Consider the following 18,953-nt stretch of genomic DNA (forward strand, 5'->3'; position numbering starts at 1 on the left):
CGGTGGCCACGAAGACCCCCGACGACCGTCAGGCGCGCATCGCGAAGATGCAGGCCGCCCAGCGCAGCGCCGAGCGCCGCCGCTCGCTCCTCGTGATCGGCGCCGCCGCGCTCGTCTCCGTCCTCCTCATCGGCGTCGTCGTCGCCGTGATCGTCCAGTCGCAGGCGCAGCGCAGCGAGATCGAGCGCGCCGCCGCCGAGGACATCGAGGGCGTCGAGGAGTACCCGGACCAGACCCGGGACCACGTGCAGACCCCGGTCGACTACGAGGTCGTGCCGCCCGTCGGCGGCAACCACACCCCGTTCTGGCAGAACTGCGGGTTCTACGACGCCCCCGTGCAGACCGAGCCGGGCGTCCACGCGCTCGAGCACGGCGCGGTGTGGGTGACGTACGACCCGTCGCTGCCCGAGGAGCAGGTCACGACGCTGCAGGACCTCGCCGAGCGCAACCCGTACCTCCTGGTCTCCCCGTGGCAGGACGGCGAGCTGCCGGGCGCCGTGACGGCGAGCGCCTGGGGCTACCAGCTCGTCCTCGACAGCGCGGACGACGAGCGCCTCGAGGTGTTCCTCGCGAAGTACCTCCAGGGCGAGCAGACGCCCGAGCCCGGCGCCGCCTGCTCCGGCGGCACCGACGCGACCGTCTGAGCGGTAGGACCGCATGAGCCGCGTGCTCGCCCGTCCGGCCGCCACCGCCCTCGCCCTCGTCGGCGGGTCGCTCCTCGTCGTCGTCGGCCTCCTCGTGGGCGTCGCGCTCGCGGGGTCGGCGTCGGCGGCGCCGGCCGAGGACTCCGTCGACGCGGGCTTCGCCCGGGACATGCAGGTCCACCACGGCCAGGCCGTCGAGATGTCGGTGCTGGTCCGGGAGCGCAGCGACGACGCCGAGCTCCGCCAGCTCGCCCTCGACATCGAGCTCACCCAGCAGAACCAGCAGGGCCGAATGGCGGGCTGGCTCAGCTCGTGGGGGCTGCCGCAGAGCTCGACCCTGCCGGTCATGGGGTGGATGTCCGGGCCGTTCGCCGGCGACGGCGAGCACACGGGCATGGCGGGGATGGACACGGCGACAGGCAGGACGGACGCCGAGGGCGCCGGCAACCCCATGACGGCCATGGGCATGGCGACACCGGACCAGATGGCCGCGCTCCGCGCGTCCGACGGCGTCGAGGCGGAGCGGCTCTTCCTCCAGCTCATGATCGACCACCACTCCGGCGGCGTGGCCATGGCGGACGTCGCCGCGGAGGAGGCCTCGCAGTCCTACGTCCGCGACCTCGCGCAGTCCATGGTCGACGCGCAGAGCGCCGAGCTGACGGTGCTGCAGGACATGCTCGACGAGCGCGGCGGCCCGGTCGACCTCGCCGACGCCTGAGCCCGGCGTAGCGTGTGCGCCCGTGAGGCGCACCGAGGGGCACCGCTGATGGGCAACGTCAAGCTGCACTCCGACGCCGTGCTGGTGGTGGGGCTCGGCCGGTTCGGGGCCTCCGCCGCGCAGGCGCTGCACCGCCTCGGGCACGAGGTGCTCGCGGTCGAGCGCAGTCCCGAGCTCGTGCAGGAGTGGTCGGGGCGGCTCACGCACGTCGTCGAGGCGGACGCGACGAACGTCGAGGCGCTCAAGCAGCTGGGCGCGAGCCAGTTCCCCATCGCCGTCGTCGGCATCGGGACCTCCATCGAGGCGAGCGTCCTCACGACCCTCAACCTCGTCGACCTCAAGGTCGGCCAGATCTGGGCGAAGGCGATCTCCCACGCCCACGGCACCATCCTCGAGCGGCTCGCGACCGAGGGCACCATCGACCGTGTCGCCGGCGGCGCCGACAGCCTCGACGAGGTGGCCCGGCGCTCGCGCGAGGCCCGGCAGCGCGGTGTCGTCCCCCGCAGGACCGGCAGCCGGGTCACCGTCGTGTACCCGGAGGCGACGATGGGCGAGCGCACCGCCCACCTCGTCACCGGCAAGCTGCTCGACTACATCGAGTTCGACGACGGCTTCGCGATCGTCAAGATGGCGCCGCCGAAGGAGACCCACAACTTCACCCTCGACCAGGCCGGCGTGCGCTCGAAGTACGGCATCACGGTGGTCGGCGTGAAGCGGCCGGGCGAGGACTTCACGTACGCCGTGCCGAGCACGAAGGTCCACCCCGAGGACACGCTCATCGTGTCGGGCCACGTGGACCAGATCGAGGCCTTCGCGGCGCGTCCGTGAGCGGAGCCCGGGGCGAGGACGCCCCCGACGACCAGCAGCAGCTGGCCGCGGACATGGCGGGCGGCGGGCCGCGCCACCCCGGTGCGGGCCTCCTGCGGCGCGGCACGGGCGGTCGCGTGTCGACCCTGGCCCGCCGCGCCGGCCTGGAGTCGTTCCTGTCCCCGGTGCGGATCATCCCGGTCGGTCTCCTCGCGGTCATCGCCATCGGGGCCGCGCTCCTGCACACGCCGTTCGCCGTGCAGGACGCGGGCGAGGGCGGCAGCGGACCCGACGGCGTGACGCCGACGCTCGTCGCCGTCTTCACCGCCACGAGCGCGGCCTGCGTCACGGGCCTCGTCGTCGTCGACACGCCGTCGTACTGGTCGACGTTCGGCGAGGCCGTCATCCTCGTGCTGTTCCAGGTCGGTGGGCTCGGCATCGCGACGCTCGGCTCCCTCGTCGGCCTCGCCGTCCTCCGCCGCTTCGGCCTGTCGAGCATGCTCGCAGCCCGGCAGGAGACGAAGGGCTTCGACCTCGGCGAGATCCGCGGCATCCTGCCCCGGCTGCTGCTCACGACCGCGGTCATCGAGGGGGTGGTGTCCCTCGTCCTCTTCGCGCGCTTCTGGGTGCACTACGACGAGCCGTTCGGGCGCGCGCTGTGGCTCGGCGTCTTCCACGGGGTCTCGGCGTTCAACAACGCCGGCTTCGCGCTCTTCAGCGACAGCCTCGTCGGGTTCGTCGGCGACCCGTGGATCGTCGTCCCGGTCATGACGGGGGTGGTGCTCGGCGGGCTCGGGTTCCCCGTGCTTGTCGAGCTCGCCCGGTTCCGGCGTGCGTCGGCGTGGTCGCTGCACACGCAGCTGACGATCGTGACGTCCGCCGTGCTCCTCGTGGGCGCGGCGATCGCGCTCGGGGCGCTCGAGTGGGGCAACGAGGCGACGATCGGGGGTCTGCCGCTCGGCACCAAGCTCCTCGCCGTCGCGTTCATGTCGGTGACGCCGCGCTCGAGCGGGTTCGCGACCATCGACTACGGGGAGGTCGGGGAGGCCGCGCGCTTCGTCACCGACGCGCTCATGTTCGTCGGGGCCGGGAGCGCCGGGACCAGCGGCGGCATCAAGGTCGGCACGCTCGCCGTGCTCGCCCTCGCCGTCTGGGCGGAGTCCCGCGGCGACGACGACGTCCACGCGTTCGGGCGGCGCATCGCGACGGCCACCGTCCGGCAGGCGCTCGCGGTCCTCGGCTTCTCCATCATGCTGACGGGCGTCGCCATCGTCGTGCTGCTCCAGACGACCCCGTTCGACCTCAGCGACACGATCTTCGAGGCCGTCTCCGCGACCGCGGTGGTGGGGTTGTCGACGGGTGTGACGGACGACCTGCCGGACGCGGCGGCGTGGTTCGTCACCGCCTGCATGTTCGTCGGCCGCGTCGGTCCCGTGGCGGTGGCCGCGGCGGTCGCGACGAAGCAGCGGCGGCGGCTGTTCCGGCTGCCCGAGGCCCGCCCGCTCATCGGCTGAGACCGACCGCCCGGCGACCGCGGTCACCGGTGCGGGTGGACCCGGTCCCCGGCCGGACCCCGCGGGCGTACCGTCACCGACCGTGCCACCTCGCGCACGGGCCGACCGCGGTCCACTCGCCCGGCGCCGCCGGGTCCGCACCCTCCTCCACCCGGCCCGGGTCATCCCGGCGGGCTTCGCCGCGGCCGTGGTCCTCGGCACCCTCGCGCTCCTCACGCCGGTCGCGGTCGCCGAGGGCGCCGCACCGGACGGCGGGACGCCGCTCGTCGTCGCCGTCTTCACCGCGACGTCCGCGGTCTGCGTGACGGGGCTCGTCGTCGTCGACACCGGCACGTACTGGTCGGCGGCCGGGCAGGCGGCGATCCTCGTGATGATCCAGGTCGGCGGCTTCGGCATCTCGACGCTGGCGACGCTCCTCGCGCTGCTCCTGCGCCGCCGCCTCGGCCTGCGCTCGCGGCTGGCGACCGGCGCCGCGACCCGTAGCACCCCCGCCGAGGCCCGCTCCGTCCTCGCGGGCATCGTGCGCATCACGCTGCTCGTCGAGGGGGTCGTCGCCGTCGCGCTGTCGCTGCGGTTCCTCCTCGGCTACGACATGCCCCTGCGGCGGGCCCTCTGGTACGGCGTGTTCCACGCCGTGTCCGCCTTCAACAACGCGGGCTTCGCGCTACCGGAGGACAACGCCAACCTCGTCCCGTACGCCACCGACGAGTGGGTGACCGTGCCGGTCATGGTCGCCGTCGTCCTCGGCGGCATCGGCTTCCCCGTGATCTTCGAGGTGCTGCGGCGGACCGGCCTGCCGTGGCGGGTGAGCACCCGGCTCGTCCTGCTCGGGACGGCCGTGCTGCTCGTCGGGGGGACGGCGCTCTACCTCGTGCTGGAGTGGGAGAACGCCGAGACCTACGCCGGCCTCGCCGGGGCCGATCGGGTCTGGGTCGCGTTGTTCATGTCGGTGTCGGCGCGCACGGCCGGGTTCAACGTCGTCGACTACGCCGACCTCGACGACGGCTCGCTCTTCCTCACGACGCTGCTCATGTTCGTCGGCGGCGGCTCGGGCGGCACCGCCGGCGGCATCAAGGTCGGGACACTCATGGTCCTCGTGGCCGCGGTCGTCGCCGAGGGCCGCGGCGACCCCGACGCCGAGGTCTTCGGCCGCCGCATCTCCCCGGCCGTGATCCGGCAGGCGCTCGCCGTCATCGGCATCTCCGGGGCCGTGATCTCGACCGCGACGGTGTGGCTGCTCGCGGTCACCGACGCCGGGCTCGCACCGGCGCTGTTCGAGGTCGTCTCCGCCTACGCGACCGTGGGGCTGTCGACCGGCATCACCGACGACCTGCCGCCCGGCGGGGACTGGGTCCTCGTCACGTGCATGTTCCTCGGCCGCATCGGGCCGACGACCGCCGTCGCGGCGCTCGCCCTCCGAGAGCGCGGGCGGCTGTACCGGATGCCGGAGACGCACCCCCTCGTGGGCTGAGGTCGTCGTGCCGGTCCCGGTGTCGGTGCCGGGGTCTAGCGTCGACGGGCGTGGACGACGTGACGGTCCTGCCCGCCCTCGGCCGCTTCGACGACGTCGCGACCGTCGTGGGCACGCGCCGACCGGACGCCGGCGCGTGCTGGTGCACGGCGTACCGGGACAGCCGGGTGCCGAACGCGGAGCGCCCGGCGTACCTGCGGTCGCTGTGTGCGCAGGAGCCGGGACCGGGGGTCCTCGCGTACGTCGGGGGCGAGGTCGCGGGCTGGTGCTCGGTGGCGCCCCGGAGCACGTACCGACGGCTGCTGCGCTCGCGCACCATCCCCGTGCTCGACGAGCGGGACGCGTGGTGCGTCGTCTGCTTCGTCGTCCGGGCCGGCTTCCGCCGCCGGGGCCTGCTCCACGACCTGCTGGACGGCGCGGTGGCGCACGCGCAGGCGCACGGCGCGGAGGTGGTCGAGGGCTACCCCGTCGACGCCTCGGACGGCCGGGTCGACGTCGTCTCCGGCTACGTCGGCTCGGTGCAGCTGTTCGAGCGGTCCGGCTTCACGCGCGTGCAGGCGACCACCGCGCACAGCGGACACCGGGTCCGGTGGCTCGTTCGGCGCGAGCTCGCCTGAGCGCGGGGGACGGGTCAGCGAGGGCCGAGGCGGCGCTCGGGGTGGCGGCGGCTCCACTCCTTCATCCGCCTGGGGTAACCGGTCACCTTCGCCTCGTACAGGGGCAGTGCGAGCCCGCGGGCGAGGTCGGCGGCCACCCGCGGGGAGCGGACGGGACGGCGGGTCCACTCGCCGTCGTGCGCGACGGCGACCACGGTCGTCGTGAAGTCGCTCGTCTCCGGCTCGAGGTAGAACTCGACCCCGCGCCGGGAGGCGACGAAGTCGCGGAGGTGGCGGACGCCCTGGTCGTCGGCGGCGGCGCCGCGCAGTCCCCCTGCCGACCCCCCACGACGCGGCCGCAGCCGCGAGAACCAGCTCACCGTCGCTCCTTCCTCCGGCACCCTCAGGGTGTCTGCTCGCTCAACTACCCGCGAGCCGGCCGAGTTCCGCCGAGCGGTCCCGCGCGGCCTCCATCGCCGTGACGAACGCCGCCCGCACGCGGTGGTCGTCGAGCACCCGGACCGCCGCCATCGTCGTGCCCGCGGGCGACGACACCTGCTCGCGCAGGACGGTCGGGTGCTGGCCGGTCTCGGCGACCATGCGGCCCGCACCGACGACGGTCTGGACGACGAGGGTCGTCGCGACCTCGCGCGAGAGGCCGAGCAGCACCCCCGCCTCGATCATCGCCTCGACGACGTAGAACACGTACGCGGGACCGGAACCGGAGACGGCGGTGACGGCGTCCATGTGGTGCTCGGGGACCCGGACGACCTTGCCGACGGCCCCGAGGAGGGCCTCGGCCGCGTCGAGGTGCTCGGGTCCGGACCCCGTGCCGGCGGCGATGGCGCTCATGCCCTCGTCGACGAGCGCGGGGGTGTTCGGCATGACGCGGACGACCGGGACGTGCGGTCCGCCGCCCGCGACGAGCCCGTGCTCGAGGGCGGCGGTCGTGACGCCCGCGGCGAGGGACACGACGAGCGTCCCGGCGCGCAGGTGCGGGGCGACGTCGGCGAGCAGGGACGGCACGTCCTGCGGCTTGACGACGAGGACGAGGGTCCCCGCCTCCTGCACCGCGGTCGCGGTGTCGACGACACGGACGCCGTAGCGGTGCGTGAGCTCCTGCGCGCGCTCCGGGCGCCGCTCGGTGACGAGCAGCGCCTCCGCCGCCCGCCCGGCCCGCAGGAGACCCGACAGGAGCGTCTCCCCCATGACCCCGGCACCGAGGACGGCGACGACGTCGGCGCCCGGACGGTCGCTCGTGCCGCTCACGAGCGGCTCGTGAGGGAGCGCAGGAGCAGGGCGAGGTTCGCGGGTCGCTCCGCGAGCCGCCGCACCAGGTAGGCGTACCAGTCGTCGCCGTAGGGCACGTACACGCGCACCCGACGCCCGAGGGAGCCGAGCCGCGCCTGCTCCTGCGGCCGTACGCCGAGGAGCATCTGGACCTCCCACGCGTCGGCGTCACGACCGGCGTCGCGGGCGACGGCCTCACCGATCTCGAGCAGCAGCGGGTCGTGCGTGGCGAGCATGGGGTAGCCCTCGCCGTGGAGAAGGACCTTGAGGCAGCGCACGTAGGAGCGGTCGACGCCGTGGGGGTCGGTGAAGGCGACGGTCTCCGGCGGCGCGTAGGCGCCCTTGCACAGCCGCACCCGCGAGCCGGTCGTCGCGAGGTCCCGGCAGTCGGCCTCGGTGCGGCGCAGCTGCGACTGCAGGACCGCGCCGACCCACGGGTGCTCCGCGCGGAGCGCCTCGAGCACCCGCAGCGTCGAGTCGACCGTCGTGTGGTCCTCCATGTCGAGGGTGACGGTCGTCCCGGCGAGGGCGGCGGCCTCGCAGATCGTGCGGGCGTTCTCGAGCGCGACCGACTCGCCGTCGCGGCCCAGCGCCTGGCCGAGGGCGGAGAGCTTGACGGACACCTCGACGTCCCCGCCGTCGCTCAGCCCGAGCGCGGACAGACGGCCCAGGACGCCGACGTACGCGTCCCGCGTCCTCGCGGCGTCCGCCTCGTCGGCGACGTCCTCGCCGAGCCGGTCGAGGGTGACGAGGAGGCCGCGCGAGCGCTGCTCGGCGGCCGCCTCGAGCGCGTGGTCGTCGCCGGTACCCGCGACGAAGCGGTGGACGAGGTCCCGGGTGACGGGGGCGCGCTCGACGGCCTCGCGGAGGGCGTCGTTGCGGGAGGCGGCGAGCAGGAGGGCCCGCTGGGCCTTGGCGATCACGTGGCGCTCACCGGGTCAGGCTATCCGGCACCCAGGTGGCGCCGGGCGAAGTCGAGGGTCCGCTGGAGGGCGACGGTCCGGCGGGTCTTGTCCCGCCGGGTGTTGATCTCGGCGACGACGTGACCCGCCCAGCCGTCGGCCGCGAGCTTCTCCAGCACCTCCGCCACCGGCTGGTTGCCGTCCCCGGGCACGAGGTGCTCGTCCTTCAGCGACCCGGAGCCGTCGGCGAGGTGCACGTGGACGACGCGGTCGCCGAGGTCCTCGAGCAGCTCGAGGGAGTCCTGCCGCGCCGTGGCCGCGTGGGAGAAGTCGAGCGTGCAGTGGCTGTAGCTGTGGTCGAGCAGGTCCCAGCCCGGGGCGTACGCGCGGACGTCCCGGCCGCCGACCCGCCACGGGAACATGTTCTCCACCGCGAACGTGCAGTGGTGCTCCTCGCCGAGGGCGGCGATGCCCTCCTCGAACGCCTTGCCGTACGTGCGCTGCCACCGGAACGGCGGGTGCACGACCACGACACCCGCCCCGAGCGCCTCGGCGTGCTCGGCGGAGCGGACGAGGCGGGCCCAGTTGTCGCGGCCCCACACGCCCTGGGTGAGCAGCAGCGTCGGGGCGTGGATGGAGAGGATGGGGACGCCGTAGGTGTCCGACATCTTCTGGAGGGCGTCGGCGTCGCGGGTGACGGGCTCCGACCACACCATGACCTCGACGCCGTCGTAGCCGAGCTCGGCGGCGGCGCGGAAGGCCTCCTCGGCGGGATCGGGGTACACCGACGTCGTCGCGAGCCCGACGAGGGGGGCGGGGGTGCCGCCGGAGGGTCGACCGGTCCCGGTCGCGCCCACGCTGCCCTGTCCCGTCACGGTGCCCGAGCCTACGACCGTGCCGCGGTCGACGGCGATGCGGCGGTCCCCCCGCCCCCGGTCGGTGGCTAGCCTCGTGGTGTGGCGAGCGACGAGGTGCCCGCTCCCGGCACACGGCTGTGGCTGGAGGTCGGCGCCGACGGCGAGGTCCCCGTGACCGACGGCTCGACGCCGGACACCGTCTACCGCTTCGACCTCACGTGGCTCACCTCGTCGTGGCGGTGCGTCTTCGGTGCCGGCTGCCCCGGGATCGACGCCTCGCTGCCCGACGCCGGCTGCTGCGTGCACGGCGCGTACTTCAGCGAGGCCGCCGACGAGGAGCGCGTCGCCGCCGCCGTCGCGCGGCTCGACGCGACGACGTGGGCGAACGCCGGCCACCGGCGCCACGGCGCGGGCCGGCGCTGGGCCGTGAGCGACGAGGACGGCGCCCGGCGCACCGCCCGGGTCGGCGGGGTCTGCGTCTTCCACAACCCCCGGGACTTCCCCGGCGGGTACGGCTGCGCCCTCCACGGGCTCGCGCTCGCCGAGGGCGAGGACCCGATGCGCACGAAGCCGGACGTCTGCTGGCAGCTGCCGGTCCGGCGGACGTACGACGAGCCGGCCCGCGCCGACGGCTCCACGTACCTGCAGGTGACGGTCACGGAGTACACCCGCGAGGGCTGGGGCGGCGGCGGGGCGGACTTCGACTGGTACTGCACGGCCTCCCCCACCGCGCACGTGGGCCCGGAGCCCGTGTGGCGGAGCCTGCGCGCGGAGCTCGTCGAGCTCGTCGGTGCGCAGGTGTACGACGTGCTCGACCGGCACTGCGCCGAGCTCGTCCCCGACAGCGGACCCCGGCTGCTGCCGCTGAGCGTCGTCCACCCCGCCACCCGGGCGTCGGAGGGCAGGTCGTGAGGCCTGTCGGGTGGACCAGCGGGGGCCGGGCGAGCACCCTGTCCCCATGACTCAGACCTCGAGCGAGGACGCCCGGTACGCCCGCGAGGCGGAGTACACCCCGTCGGGGCGCAAGCCGTTCCGGCTGCCGAAGCCGGACGCGCTGTCGCTCGTGCTGTTCGCGGGCTGGGTCGCGGGCGTCCTGGTCTCGACGGTGGTGCCGTTCCTCATCGTGCCGCCGACGAGCCCGGACCCCGCGCCGTCGCAGGTCGGGTACGCCTTCCTCGCGACGATGGTCGGAGTCGCGATCTTCGTGGGGTCCGGGCTCCTCCTGTGGCGGCACCTCAAGAGCTCCGCCGTGCTCGTGTTCGCCCTCGTCCCGGCCGTGTCGATCGTCAGCGGCGGGGTCATCCTCACCGCCACCCTCCTCGCCATCTGAGCCGCCGCTCGGGCGACGGCACGCGCCACGGCGCGGGAGGAGCCCGTGTGTCCGGGGCCGCGCGTACGGTCCTGCCGTGACGTCGAAGGCCCGCAAGCCGGTGTTCGCGTGCACCGCGTGCGGCGCGGAGCACGCGCGGTGGGTCGGACGCTGCCCGCAGTGCCAGGGCTGGGGCACGGTCGAGCAGGTGCCCACCGGGCTCCTCGGGTCCGCGAGCGGCCGCGCCGGGACCGCGGGTGCGGGGGCCGGTGCGGGCGGTGTGCGACGCGCGCGGCGCGTCAGCGAGGTCGACGGCGCCACCACCGCGCGCACGGGCACCGGTCTCGGCGAGTTCGACCGCGTCGTCGGCGGCGGCCTGGTGCCCGGTCAGGTCGTCCTCCTCGCCGGCGAGCCGGGCGTCGGGAAGTCGACCCTCCTGCTCGAGGTCGCGCACCGCTTCGCCCTCGGCACCGCGGCGCTGGCCGCCCGCGAGCGGGACGGCGCGGTCGTCGTCGGGCCGTGGCAGGGTGCGACCCCCCTCGCCGAGGCCCCGGCCGAGGCGCCCGGCCCGCGGACGGTCCTGTACGTGTCGGGCGAGGAGTCCGCGGAGCAGCTCGCCGTGCGGGCCCGGCGCACGGGCGTCGACGCGGACGGCGTGCTCCTCGCCGACGAGCAGGACCTCCACGCCGTCCTCGCCCTCGTCGAGGAGCACGACCCCGACCTCGTCGTCGTCGACTCCGTCCAGACCGTCGCGAGCAGCGAGGTCGACGGCCGCCCCGGCGGCACGTCGCAGGTGCAGCACGTCACGCAGGTCCTCACCCGCATGGCGAAGTCGCGTCCCACCCCGTTGCTGCTCGTCGGGCAGTCGACCAAGGACTCCTCCGTGGCGGGGCCCCGCGCGCTGGAGCACCTCGTCGACACGGTCCTCACCTTCGAGGGCGACCGGCACACGGCCCTGCGGCTGCTGCGCGCGTCCAAGAACCGGTTCGGGCCGGCCGACGAGGTCGCGTGCTTCGAGCAGGCCGACGACGGCCTGCGCGAGGTCGTCGACCCCTCCGAGCTCTTCCGCGGCCACCGCGAGGAGCCCGTCCCCGGCACGTGCGTCACCGTCGCGGTGGAGGGCCGGCGGCCCCTCCTCGCCGAGGTGCAGGCGCTCGTCACGGCCGCCGCCACCCCCAACCCGCGCCGTGGTGTCAGCGGTCTCGACGCGTCCCGGACCGCCATGCTGCTCGCCGTCACCGAGCGGGCGGTGGGCCTGCGCCTCGGTGACCGGGACGTCTTCGTCGCGACCGTCGGCGGGGCCCGGCTCGTGGAGCCGGGCGCCGACCTCGCCGTCGCGCTCGCCCTCGCCTCCGCGGCATGGGACGCCCCGCTGCCCGCCGACGTCATCGCCCTGGGGGAGGTCACGCTGTCGGGGGACGTCCGGGCCGTGCCCATGCTCCAGCAGCGGGTCGCCGAGGCCGTGCGGCTCGGCTACCGCCGCATCGTCGTCCCCACCGGCACCGCCGCACGCGTCGGGCCCGTCCCGGCGCCCGCGCGGCTGCGGGAGGTCTCGCACGTGACGGTGGCGCTCGCCGCCCTGCGGGACCTCGCGCACGCGCGCGCCGGGCGGCCCTAGACTCTGGCCGGTGGGGCGCCCGTCGGGGCGCCGTGGCACGAGCCCCCGGGGAGGGCGATGGACGGCGACGACGACCGCCTCCGCCAGGTCCTTGCGCTCGTGGCACCCGGCACCCAGCTGCGGGACGGGCTCGAGCGGATCCTGCGCGGACGCACGGGGGCGCTCATCGTGCTCGGCTTCGACGAGGTGGTCGCGAGCATGTGCACGGGCGGCTTCGTGCTCGACGTCGACTTCTCCGCCACCCGCCTGCGGGAGCTCGCGAAGATGGACGGCGCCATCGTCATCGACACCGACGGCCGCGGCTCCGGCACCGTCGTGCGCGCCGGCGTCCAGCTCGTCCCGGACCCGCGGATCGCCACGCCGGAGTCCGGCACCCGCCACCGCACGGCGGACAAGGCGTCGCGCCAGTGCGGCTTCCCCGTCATCTCCGTCTCGCAGTCGATGAGCCTCATCGCCGTCTACCTCGACGGGCGCCGGCACGTCCTCGAGGACTCCGGCGCCATCCTCGCCCGCGCCAACCAGGCCCTCGCCACCCTCGAGCGGTACGCCTCGCGCCTCGACGAGGTGACGGGCAACCTGTCTGCGCTCGAGATCGAGGACCTCGTGACCGTCCGGGACGTCGCCACCGTCCTGCAGCGCGCGGAGATGGTGCGCCGCATCTCCGACGAGGTCCGCGGCTACGTCGTCGAGCTCGGCACGGACGGCCGTCTCGTCGAGCTCCAGATGGACGAGCTCATCGCCGGCTTCGAGACCGAGCTGTCGAGCGTCGTCCACGACTACGTCGGCCCCGACGGCAGCAGCGGCGAGGCCGGGGCCGCACTGGCGGGGCTCGCCGCGCTCGACTCCTCCGAGCTGCTGAGCCTCGAGGCGGTCGCGCGCCAGGTGACGGGCGGGCGGGTCGAGGGTGGGCTCGACGCCACGGTGAGCCCCCGCGGGTACCGGATGCTCCGCCGCCTGCCGCGCCTGCCCGACGTCGTCGTGCACCGGCTCGTCGACCGCTTCGGCAGCCTGCAGAAGCTCCTCGCCGCGGGCGTCGAGGACCTCCAGCAGGTCGACGGCCTCACCCTCTCGCGCGCCCGGGGCGTCCGCGAGGGCCTGTCGCGCCTGGCCGAGACGAGCATCCTCGAGCGGTACGTCTGAGCGCTCCCGCACGCAGCCTCACGGGCGCGGTGGTCGCGTGGTTCGCCGCGCACGGTCGCGACCTGCCGTGGCGCGCCCCGGGCACCGACCCGTGGGCCGTCCTCGTGTGCGAGGTGATGAGCCACCAGACGCCGGTGGCCCGGGTCGTGCCGGTGTGGCTGCGGTGGCTCACCCGCTGGCCGGACGCCTCGGCCCTCGCCGACGACTCCCCCGGCGAGGCGGTGCGGATGTGGGGACGCCTCGGCTACCCCCGCCGGGCGCTGCGGCTGCACGAGACCGCCGTGGCCGTGCGCGACGGGCACGGCGGCGTCGTGCCGGGCACCTACGAGGAGCTGCTCGCGCTGCCCGGGGTGGGCCCGTACACCGCGGGCGCGGTCGCGGCGTTCGGCTTCGGGCGACGCGCCGTCGTGCTCGACGTCAACGTCCGGCGGGTGCTGGCCCGGGTGCACGACGGCGCGGACCCGACCGCGGCGGCTCCGACCGTCGGGGAGCGGGCGCGCGCAGAGGCGCTGCTGCCGGTCGAGGCGTCGACCTCGGTGGCGTGGAACGCGGCCGTCATGGAGCTCGGCGCGCTCGTGTGCACCGCGCGCGCCCCGCGCTGCCCGGAGTGCCCGCTGCAGGCGGACTGCGCATGGGCGGCGGACCCGCCGCCGGCACGGTCGCGCACGACGCGACGGCAGCCCTGGCACGGCACCGACCGCCAGGTGCGCGGGCGGATCATGGCGCTGCTGCGGGCGAGCCACGGGCTCGTCGAGGAGGCGACGCTGCTCGCGGTGTGCGACGACCCCGCCCAGGCACGTCGCTGCCTCGACTCGCTGGCGGTCGACGGCCTCGCCGAACGCGCGGACGACGGCGTCCGGCTCCCCCTCTGACCCGGCTGTCCACGTGCCTGCCGACGTGGGGCGCGGTCGGCGCTCCTGTCGACGGGCGCGGTCGCTAGAGCTCGACGAGCATCCGGTGGTTGCCGAGGGTGTTCGGCTTGACGCGCGCGAGGTCGAGGAACTCGGCGACGCCCTCGTCGTGGCTGCGGAGCAGCTCGGCGTAGACGTCCGCGCTGATCGGCGCGGACTCGATCTCGCGGAAGCCGAAGGAGCCGAAGAACTCCCGCTCGAACGTCAGGCAGAAGACCCGGGCGATCCCGAGGCGACGGGCGTGCAGCAGCAGCTCCGCGACGAGCGCACGACCGACGCCGTACCCGCGGAGGCGCTCGTCGACGGCGACCGTGCGGACCTCGGCGAGGTCCGCCCACATGACGTGCAGGGCCCCGCAGCCGACGACCTCGACGGTGCCCGGGCCGCCGTCGGCGCCGCGGACGGTGCGCTCGGCGACGACGAACTCCTGGACGTCCTCGTAGAGGGTCACGAGGTCCTTGGCGAGCAGCCGGCGGTCGACGACGTACGCCGAGACGAGCTCGGCGATGCGCGGCACGTCCGCCGGCCGGGCAGCACGGAGCCCGACCGTCCCCGTGAGGGGAGGCCGGGCTCCGCGGTGGTGCGAGGTGCTCGTCAGGAGGCTGCCGCCCCCGTGCCGTCCTCACCGGCGGAGGGACCGCCGGCGCCCGCGCCCTCGAGCTCCGGGGCCTCGGGCACCCGACGCTCCGTGCCGGTGAACGTGAAGTGCGCGAGCTCGCCCTCGCCGTCGACGTCGACCAGCACGAGCTGGCCGGCCGTCAGCTCCGAGAAGAGGATCTTCTCCGAGAGGGCGTCCTCGATGTCGCGCTGGATCGTGCGGCGCAGCGGCCGGGCCCCGAGGACGGGGTCGTAGCCGCGTGTCGCGAGCAGCGCCTTGGCGGCGGGCGTGAGCTCGATGCCCATGTCCTTGTCGCGCAGGCGCGAGTCCAGCTTCGCGATCATGAGGTCGACGATCGTGACGATCTCCTCCTGCGTGAGCTGGGGGAAGACGATCGTGTCGTCGACGCGGTTGAGGAACTCCGGACGGAAGTGCTGCTTGAGCTCGTCCGTCACCTTCGCCTTCATGCGCTCGTACCCGGTGCGGGTGTCGTTGCCGGCGCTGAAGCCCATGGAGACGCCCTTGGCGATGTCACGCGTGCCGAGGTTCGTCGTCATGATGATGACGGTGTTCTTGAAGTCGACCATCCGACCCTGGGAGTCGGTGAGGCGGCCGTCCTCGAGGATCTGCAGCAGCGAGTTGAAGATGTCCGGGTGCGCCTTCTCGACCTCGTCGAAGAGGACGACCGAGAACGGCTTGCGCCGCACCTTCTCCGTGAGCTGGCCGCCCTCCTCGTACCCGACGTAGCCGGGCGGGGAACCGAAGAGCCGCGACACGGTGTGCTTCTCGGAGAACTCGCTCATGTCGAGCTGGATGAGGGAGTCCTCGTCGCCGAAGAGGAACTCCGCCAGCGACTTCGCGAGCTCGGTCTTCCCGACGCCCGTGGGGCCGGCGAAGATGAACGAGCCACCGGGACGCTTCGGGTCCTTGAGGCCCGCACGCGTGCGCCGGATCGCCTGGGACAGGGCCTTGATGGCCTCGTCCTGGCCGATGACGCGCTTGTGCAGCTCGTCCTCCATGCGGAGCAGGCGCTGGGACTCCTCCTCGGTCAGCTTGAAGACCGGGATGCCCGTGGCGATGGCGAGGACCTCGGCGATCAGCTCCTCGTCGACCTCCGCGACCACGTCCATGTCGCCGGACTTCCACTGCTTCTCCCGCTCGGCCTTCTGGCCCAGCAGGCGCTTCTCGTCGTCGCGCAGGGACGCCGCCTTCTCGAAGTCCTGCGAGTCGATCGCGGACTCCTTCTCGCGCCGCACCTGGGCGATGCGCTCGTCGAACTCCCGCAGGTCCGGCGGGGCCGTCATCCGACGGATGCGCAGGCGCGCGCCCGCCTCGTCGATGAGGTCGATCGCCTTGTCCGGCAGGAACCGGTCGTTGATGTACCGGTCGGCGAGGTTCGCCGCCGCGACGAGCGCGGCGTCGGTGATGGACACCCGGTGGTGGGCCTCGTAGCGGTCCCGCAGGCCCTTGAGGATCTCGATGGCGTGCGCGAGCGACGGCTCCGCGACCTGGATCGGCTGGAAGCGGCGCTCCAGCGCGGGGTCCTTTTCGACGTGCTTGCGGTACTCGTCGAGGGTGGTGGCGCCGATGGTCTGCAGCTCGCCGCGGGCGAGCATCGGCTTGAGGATGCTCGCGGCGTCGATCGCGCCCTCGGCGGCCCCCGCCCCGACGAGGGTGTGGATCTCGTCGATGAACAGGATGATGTCGCCGCGGGTGCGGATCTCCTTGAGGACCTTCTTCAGCCGCTCCTCGAAGTCACCGCGGTAGCGGCTGCCGGCGACGAGCGCGCCGAGGTCGAGGGTGTAGAGCTGCTTGTCCTTGAGGGTCTCCGGCACCTCGCCGCGGACGATCGCCTGCGAGAGGCCCTCGACGACGGCGGTCTTGCCGACGCCGGGCTCGCCGATGAGGACGGGGTTGTTCTTGGTGCGGCGCGACAGCACCTGCATGACGCGCTCGATCTCCTTCTCGCGCCCGATGACGGGGTCGAGCTTGGACTCGCGCGCGGCCTGGGTGAGGTTGCGGCCGAACTGGTCGAGGACCAGGGAGCCGGACGGGGTGTTCTCCGCCGCGGGGCCGCCGGCGGTCGCCGGCTCCTTGCCCTGGTAGCCGGACAGGAGCTGGATGACCTGCTGGCGGACGCGGTTGAGGTCCGCGCCGAGCTTGACGAGGACCTGGGCGGCGACGCCCTCGCCCTCGCGGATGAGCCCGAGCAGGATGTGCTCGGTGCCGATGTAGTTGTGGCCGAGCTGCAGCGCCTCGCGCAGGGACAGCTCGAGGACCTTCTTGGCCCGCGGGGTGAAGGGGATGTGGCCGGAGGGGGCCTGCTGCCCCTGCCCGATGATCTCCTGGACCTGCTCGCGCACCGCGTCCAGCGAGATGCCGAGGGACTCCAGCGCCTTCGCGGCGACGCCCTCGCCCTCGTGGATCAGCCCGAGCAGGATGTGCTCGGTGCCGATGTAGTTGTGGTTGAGCATCCTGGCTTCTTCCTGCGCCAGGACGACCACGCGACGAGCGCGGTCGGTGAACCTCTCGAACATGTGTCGCTCCCTCACGAGCGGGCGGGGACCGTGCCCGGGTGCGACCCCGGTTCCGATCTCGTTCCCGCTCGATGCTAGACGTCCGGCAGCTGGCGTACCGACCGACCACCCGCCGTTCGGGCGTCCGTTCGCGCTCAGCGCAGCGGCTCCCGACCAGCGGCCCACCCGGTGGGTGTTCTGCCGTCGATCGGCACAACGGGCGGGGGACCTTAGGCTGTTCCGGTGACGTCGGCGTGTCCGCCGACGGCGAACCGTGACGGGCCGGCTCCGTTCCGGTGGCGCGGACGCGGCCGCAGGTGTCACACAGGTGTCACACGTGGCGCGGGCGGGTACCAGTCACCCGTACCATCCACGCCGAGGGGAGTACGTCCTCAGAACCGGACCCGGTCATCACGGTCGCGTCGCGACCCCGGGCCGAGCCCGCCGCCGTGCGGGCGACGGAGACCTCGCCGCCAGGGTGCTGCCCCGCGCCCACCAGGAAGGAACCCTCGCGCATGACCTCGACCCTCCTCGTGCCGCTGTCGGCCACGGGACCCGGCAGCGGCTCGCTGGAGACGATCGGCCACCCCACGCTGTGGATCGGCACGATCGCGGTCGTCATCGGCCTGTTCGTCTTCGACTTCATCGCCACCCGCAAGCCGCACGACGTGTCGATGCGCGAGGCGGCCGGCTGGTCGGCGTTCTACATCGCGCTGCCCCTGCTGTTCGGCGTCTACATCCTCTGGCGCCACGGCACGCAGATCAGCCTCGAGTACTACACGGGCTACATCGTCGAGAAGTCGTTGAGCGTCGACAACCTCTTCGTCTTCATCCTCATCCTCAGCGCGTTCGCCGTCCCCCGGCACCTGCAGCAGCGGGCGCTGCTGTGGGGGATCCTCGGGGCACTCGTCCTGCGCGGCGTCTTCATCGCCATCGGCGCGGTCGCGATCGCCCAGCTGAGCTTCGCCTTCCTGATCTTCGGGCTCATCCTCGTCGCCACGGCCGTCCACCTGCTCCGGGAGGAGCTGAAGGGCGGCGAGAAGGAGATCCACGTCTCCGAGCTGCGGGTCGTGAAGTTCGTGCGGCGCCTCACCCCGGTGAGCGACGACTACGTCGGGACGAAGTTCCAGGTGAAGCAGGACGGCGTCCGCTACCTCACGCCGTTCGCTCTCGTCGTCATCGTCCTGCTCTTCACCGACGTCGTCTTCGCGGTCGACTCCGTGCCCGCCGTCTACGGCATCACCGGGGACCCGTATCTCGTGTTCGCGACCAACGCCTTCGCGCTCCTGGGGCTGCGGGCGCTGTACTTCCTCCTCGAGGGGGCGCTGTCGAAGCTCGTCCACCTGTCGTACGGCCTGGCGTTCATCCTCGCCTTCATCGGCGTGAAGCTGCTCCTGCACTGGGCGCACGAGGCGATCTCCACCGCGGTGCCGGAGGTGCCGACGCTGTGGAGCCTCGTCGTCATCGTCGGTGCCCTCGCGGTCGTCACCGTCACCTCGCTCGTGTCCAACCGCCGGACGACCCCGCCGGAGGAGCTCGTCAGCGACTCCGCGACCCCGTCCGACGACGTCCGCGACGCCGAGGACGCCCGCACCCCGGAGCGCTGACCCACCGGCGGGTCCACCCGTCCGGAACGCCCGAGCGCCGCCGCACCGACCAGGTCGGTGCGGCGGCGCTCAGGCCCTACGGGGTGTCGCTCAGCCGTTGGCGGCGTTGAAGGCCTCGACGATCTCGGCCTTGATGCGGCCCCGCTCCGAGACCTCGTAGCCGTTGGAGCGGGCCCACTCGCGGATGGTGGCGTTGTCGGCGCCGACGCTGCTGCGCTTGGTGACGCTGCGGCTGCCGCGCCGGCGGGCGCCCGCGACGCGTCGGCCGTGGCCCACCCACTCCGCGAACGTGTCGCGCAGCCGGGCGGCGTTGTCGGCGTTGAGGTCGATCTCGTACGTGATGCCGTCGAGGCCGAACGTGACGGTCTCCTCGGCCGGGGAACCGTCGATGTCGTCGACGAGGACGACATTCACCTGCTGCGCCATTTCGGCATTCTCCGATCGGACAAAGGGAA

Annotated in this window: 19 protein-coding genes; 12 read left to right on the forward strand and 7 right to left on the reverse strand. The window is 73.8% G+C overall.

The features are described from left to right. Positions 1 to 2: 2 nt before the first annotated feature. The 6 genes from WAB14_RS12330 (at position 3) to WAB14_RS12355 (ending at position 5,771) form a co-directional block, all read left to right on the forward strand. Complete coding sequence (locus WAB14_RS12330) at positions 3 to 644, forward strand: DUF3105 domain-containing protein (RefSeq protein ID WP_340270168.1); 642 nt, start codon at positions 3 to 5, stop codon at positions 642 to 644. 13 nt (positions 645 to 657) lie between these two features. Next, on the forward strand, positions 658 to 1,362 hold the full coding sequence (locus WAB14_RS12335; RefSeq protein WP_340270169.1) for a DUF305 domain-containing protein: 705 nt from the start codon (positions 658 to 660) through the stop codon (positions 1,360 to 1,362). A gap of 48 nt (positions 1,363 to 1,410) precedes the next feature. After that, positions 1,411 to 2,190: a potassium channel family protein gene (locus tag WAB14_RS12340; protein WP_340270171.1), complete on the forward strand. Its 780-nt coding sequence runs from the start codon at positions 1,411 to 1,413 to the stop codon at positions 2,188 to 2,190. Then, the gene (locus WAB14_RS12345) at positions 2,187 to 3,683 is read left to right on the forward strand and encodes a TrkH family potassium uptake protein (protein WP_340270172.1); all 1,497 of its coding nucleotides are present in this window, start codon (positions 2,187 to 2,189) and stop codon (positions 3,681 to 3,683) included. The genes WAB14_RS12340 and WAB14_RS12345 overlap by 4 nt, the downstream gene beginning before the upstream one ends. 82 nt (positions 3,684 to 3,765) lie before the next feature. Continuing rightward, on the forward strand, positions 3,766 to 5,154 hold the full coding sequence (locus tag WAB14_RS12350; protein WP_340270174.1) for a TrkH family potassium uptake protein: 1,389 nt from the start codon (positions 3,766 to 3,768) through the stop codon (positions 5,152 to 5,154). 50 nt (positions 5,155 to 5,204) lie between these two features. Next, positions 5,205 to 5,771 (forward strand): GNAT family N-acetyltransferase, encoded by a 567-nt coding sequence (locus WAB14_RS12355; RefSeq protein ID WP_340270176.1) that lies wholly within the window; start codon positions 5,205 to 5,207, stop codon positions 5,769 to 5,771. A gap of 14 nt (positions 5,772 to 5,785) precedes the next feature. On the opposite strand, the gene WAB14_RS12360 is transcribed toward WAB14_RS12355, so the two are convergent. Genes WAB14_RS12360 through WAB14_RS12375 form a run of 4 tightly spaced genes read right to left on the reverse strand, consistent with a single transcriptional unit; the run spans position 5,786 to position 8,817 of the window. Next, positions 5,786 to 6,130: an oxidoreductase gene (locus WAB14_RS12360; protein WP_340270177.1), complete on the reverse strand. Its 345-nt coding sequence runs from the start codon at positions 6,128 to 6,130 to the stop codon at positions 5,786 to 5,788. 40 nt (positions 6,131 to 6,170) lie between these two features. Then, positions 6,171 to 7,019, reverse strand: coding sequence for a pyrroline-5-carboxylate reductase (gene proC, locus WAB14_RS12365; RefSeq protein ID WP_340270178.1), 849 nt, complete (start codon positions 7,017 to 7,019; stop codon positions 6,171 to 6,173). Continuing rightward, positions 7,016 to 7,963 carry a proline dehydrogenase family protein gene (locus WAB14_RS12370; protein ID WP_340270179.1) on the reverse strand — a complete coding sequence of 316 codons (948 nt, stop codon included), beginning with the start codon at positions 7,961 to 7,963 and terminating at the stop codon, positions 7,016 to 7,018. The genes proC and WAB14_RS12370 overlap by 4 nt, the downstream gene beginning before the upstream one ends. A gap of 20 nt (positions 7,964 to 7,983) precedes the next feature. Continuing rightward, positions 7,984 to 8,817 (reverse strand): sugar phosphate isomerase/epimerase family protein, encoded by an 834-nt coding sequence (locus WAB14_RS12375; RefSeq protein WP_340270180.1) that lies wholly within the window; start codon positions 8,815 to 8,817, stop codon positions 7,984 to 7,986. 81 nt (positions 8,818 to 8,898) lie between these two features. Here WAB14_RS12375 and WAB14_RS12380 point away from each other — a divergent pair, with 81 nt between their 5' ends. The 5 genes from WAB14_RS12380 (at position 8,899) to WAB14_RS12400 (ending at position 13,738) form a co-directional block, all read left to right on the forward strand. Then, positions 8,899 to 9,711, forward strand: a complete 813-nt coding sequence (locus WAB14_RS12380; protein ID WP_340270181.1) for a DUF3109 family protein — start codon at positions 8,899 to 8,901, stop codon at positions 9,709 to 9,711. A 46-nt stretch (positions 9,712 to 9,757) separates the two neighbouring features. Then, positions 9,758 to 10,129: a hypothetical protein gene (locus tag WAB14_RS12385; RefSeq protein WP_340270182.1), complete on the forward strand. Its 372-nt coding sequence runs from the start codon at positions 9,758 to 9,760 to the stop codon at positions 10,127 to 10,129. Positions 10,130 to 10,205: 76 nt separating this feature from the next. Beyond that, on the forward strand, positions 10,206 to 11,726 hold the full coding sequence (locus WAB14_RS12390) for a DNA repair protein RadA (protein WP_340270183.1): 1,521 nt from the start codon (positions 10,206 to 10,208) through the stop codon (positions 11,724 to 11,726). Positions 11,727 to 11,783: 57 nt separating this feature from the next. After that, a complete protein-coding gene (disA, locus tag WAB14_RS12395) occupies positions 11,784 to 12,866 on the forward strand; it encodes a DNA integrity scanning diadenylate cyclase DisA (protein ID WP_340270184.1) in 1,083 nt (360 codons plus the stop codon). A 29-nt stretch (positions 12,867 to 12,895) separates the two neighbouring features. Continuing rightward, positions 12,896 to 13,738 (forward strand): HhH-GPD family protein, encoded by an 843-nt coding sequence (locus tag WAB14_RS12400; protein ID WP_340270186.1) that lies wholly within the window; start codon positions 12,896 to 12,898, stop codon positions 13,736 to 13,738. A 64-nt stretch (positions 13,739 to 13,802) separates the two neighbouring features. Here the strand turns inward: WAB14_RS12400 and WAB14_RS12405 are convergent, their stop codons facing one another. Together WAB14_RS12405 and WAB14_RS12410 are read right to left on the reverse strand one after the other, a co-directional pair. Continuing rightward, entirely contained in the window at positions 13,803 to 14,375 is a 573-nt protein-coding gene (locus WAB14_RS12405; RefSeq protein ID WP_377003245.1) for an amino-acid N-acetyltransferase, read from the reverse strand. Continuing rightward, positions 14,372 to 16,912, reverse strand: a complete 2,541-nt coding sequence (locus WAB14_RS12410) for an ATP-dependent Clp protease ATP-binding subunit (protein WP_340270190.1) — start codon at positions 16,910 to 16,912, stop codon at positions 14,372 to 14,374. The genes WAB14_RS12405 and WAB14_RS12410 overlap by 4 nt, the downstream gene beginning before the upstream one ends. A gap of 494 nt (positions 16,913 to 17,406) precedes the next feature. Between WAB14_RS12410 and WAB14_RS12415 the strand changes: the two genes are divergently transcribed. Beyond that, positions 17,407 to 18,498, forward strand: coding sequence for a TerC family protein (locus WAB14_RS12415; RefSeq protein ID WP_340270191.1), 1,092 nt, complete (start codon positions 17,407 to 17,409; stop codon positions 18,496 to 18,498). Between the two features lie 90 nt (positions 18,499 to 18,588). Here WAB14_RS12415 and WAB14_RS12420 read toward each other — a convergent pair whose 3' ends face one another. After that, complete coding sequence (locus tag WAB14_RS12420) at positions 18,589 to 18,924, reverse strand: histone-like nucleoid-structuring protein Lsr2 (RefSeq protein WP_340270193.1); 336 nt, start codon at positions 18,922 to 18,924, stop codon at positions 18,589 to 18,591. Positions 18,925 to 18,953: the final 29 nt, after the last annotated feature.

The organism is Aquipuribacter nitratireducens (assembly GCF_037860835.1).
GTDB classification, from domain to species: domain Bacteria; phylum Actinomycetota; class Actinomycetes; order Actinomycetales; family JBBAYJ01; genus Aquipuribacter; species Aquipuribacter nitratireducens.

Coding starts and splice junctions, on each gene's coding strand:
- WAB14_RS12335 (WP_340270169.1), top strand. CDS start 658: ATGAGCCGCGTGCTCGCCCGTCCGGCCGCCACCGCCCTCGCCCTCGTC.
- WAB14_RS12340 (WP_340270171.1), top strand. CDS start 1,411: ATGGGCAACGTCAAGCTGCACTCCGACGCCGTGCTGGTGGTGGGGCTC.
- WAB14_RS12385 (WP_340270182.1), top strand. CDS start 9,758: ATGACTCAGACCTCGAGCGAGGACGCCCGGTACGCCCGCGAGGCGGAG.
- disA (WP_340270184.1), top strand. CDS start 11,784: ATGGACGGCGACGACGACCGCCTCCGCCAGGTCCTTGCGCTCGTGGCA.
- WAB14_RS12410 (WP_340270190.1), bottom strand. CDS start 16,912: ATGTTCGAGAGGTTCACCGACCGCGCTCGTCGCGTGGTCGTCCTGGCG.
- WAB14_RS12415 (WP_340270191.1), top strand. CDS start 17,407: ATGACCTCGACCCTCCTCGTGCCGCTGTCGGCCACGGGACCCGGCAGC.
- WAB14_RS12420 (WP_340270193.1), bottom strand. CDS start 18,924: ATGGCGCAGCAGGTGAATGTCGTCCTCGTCGACGACATCGACGGTTCC.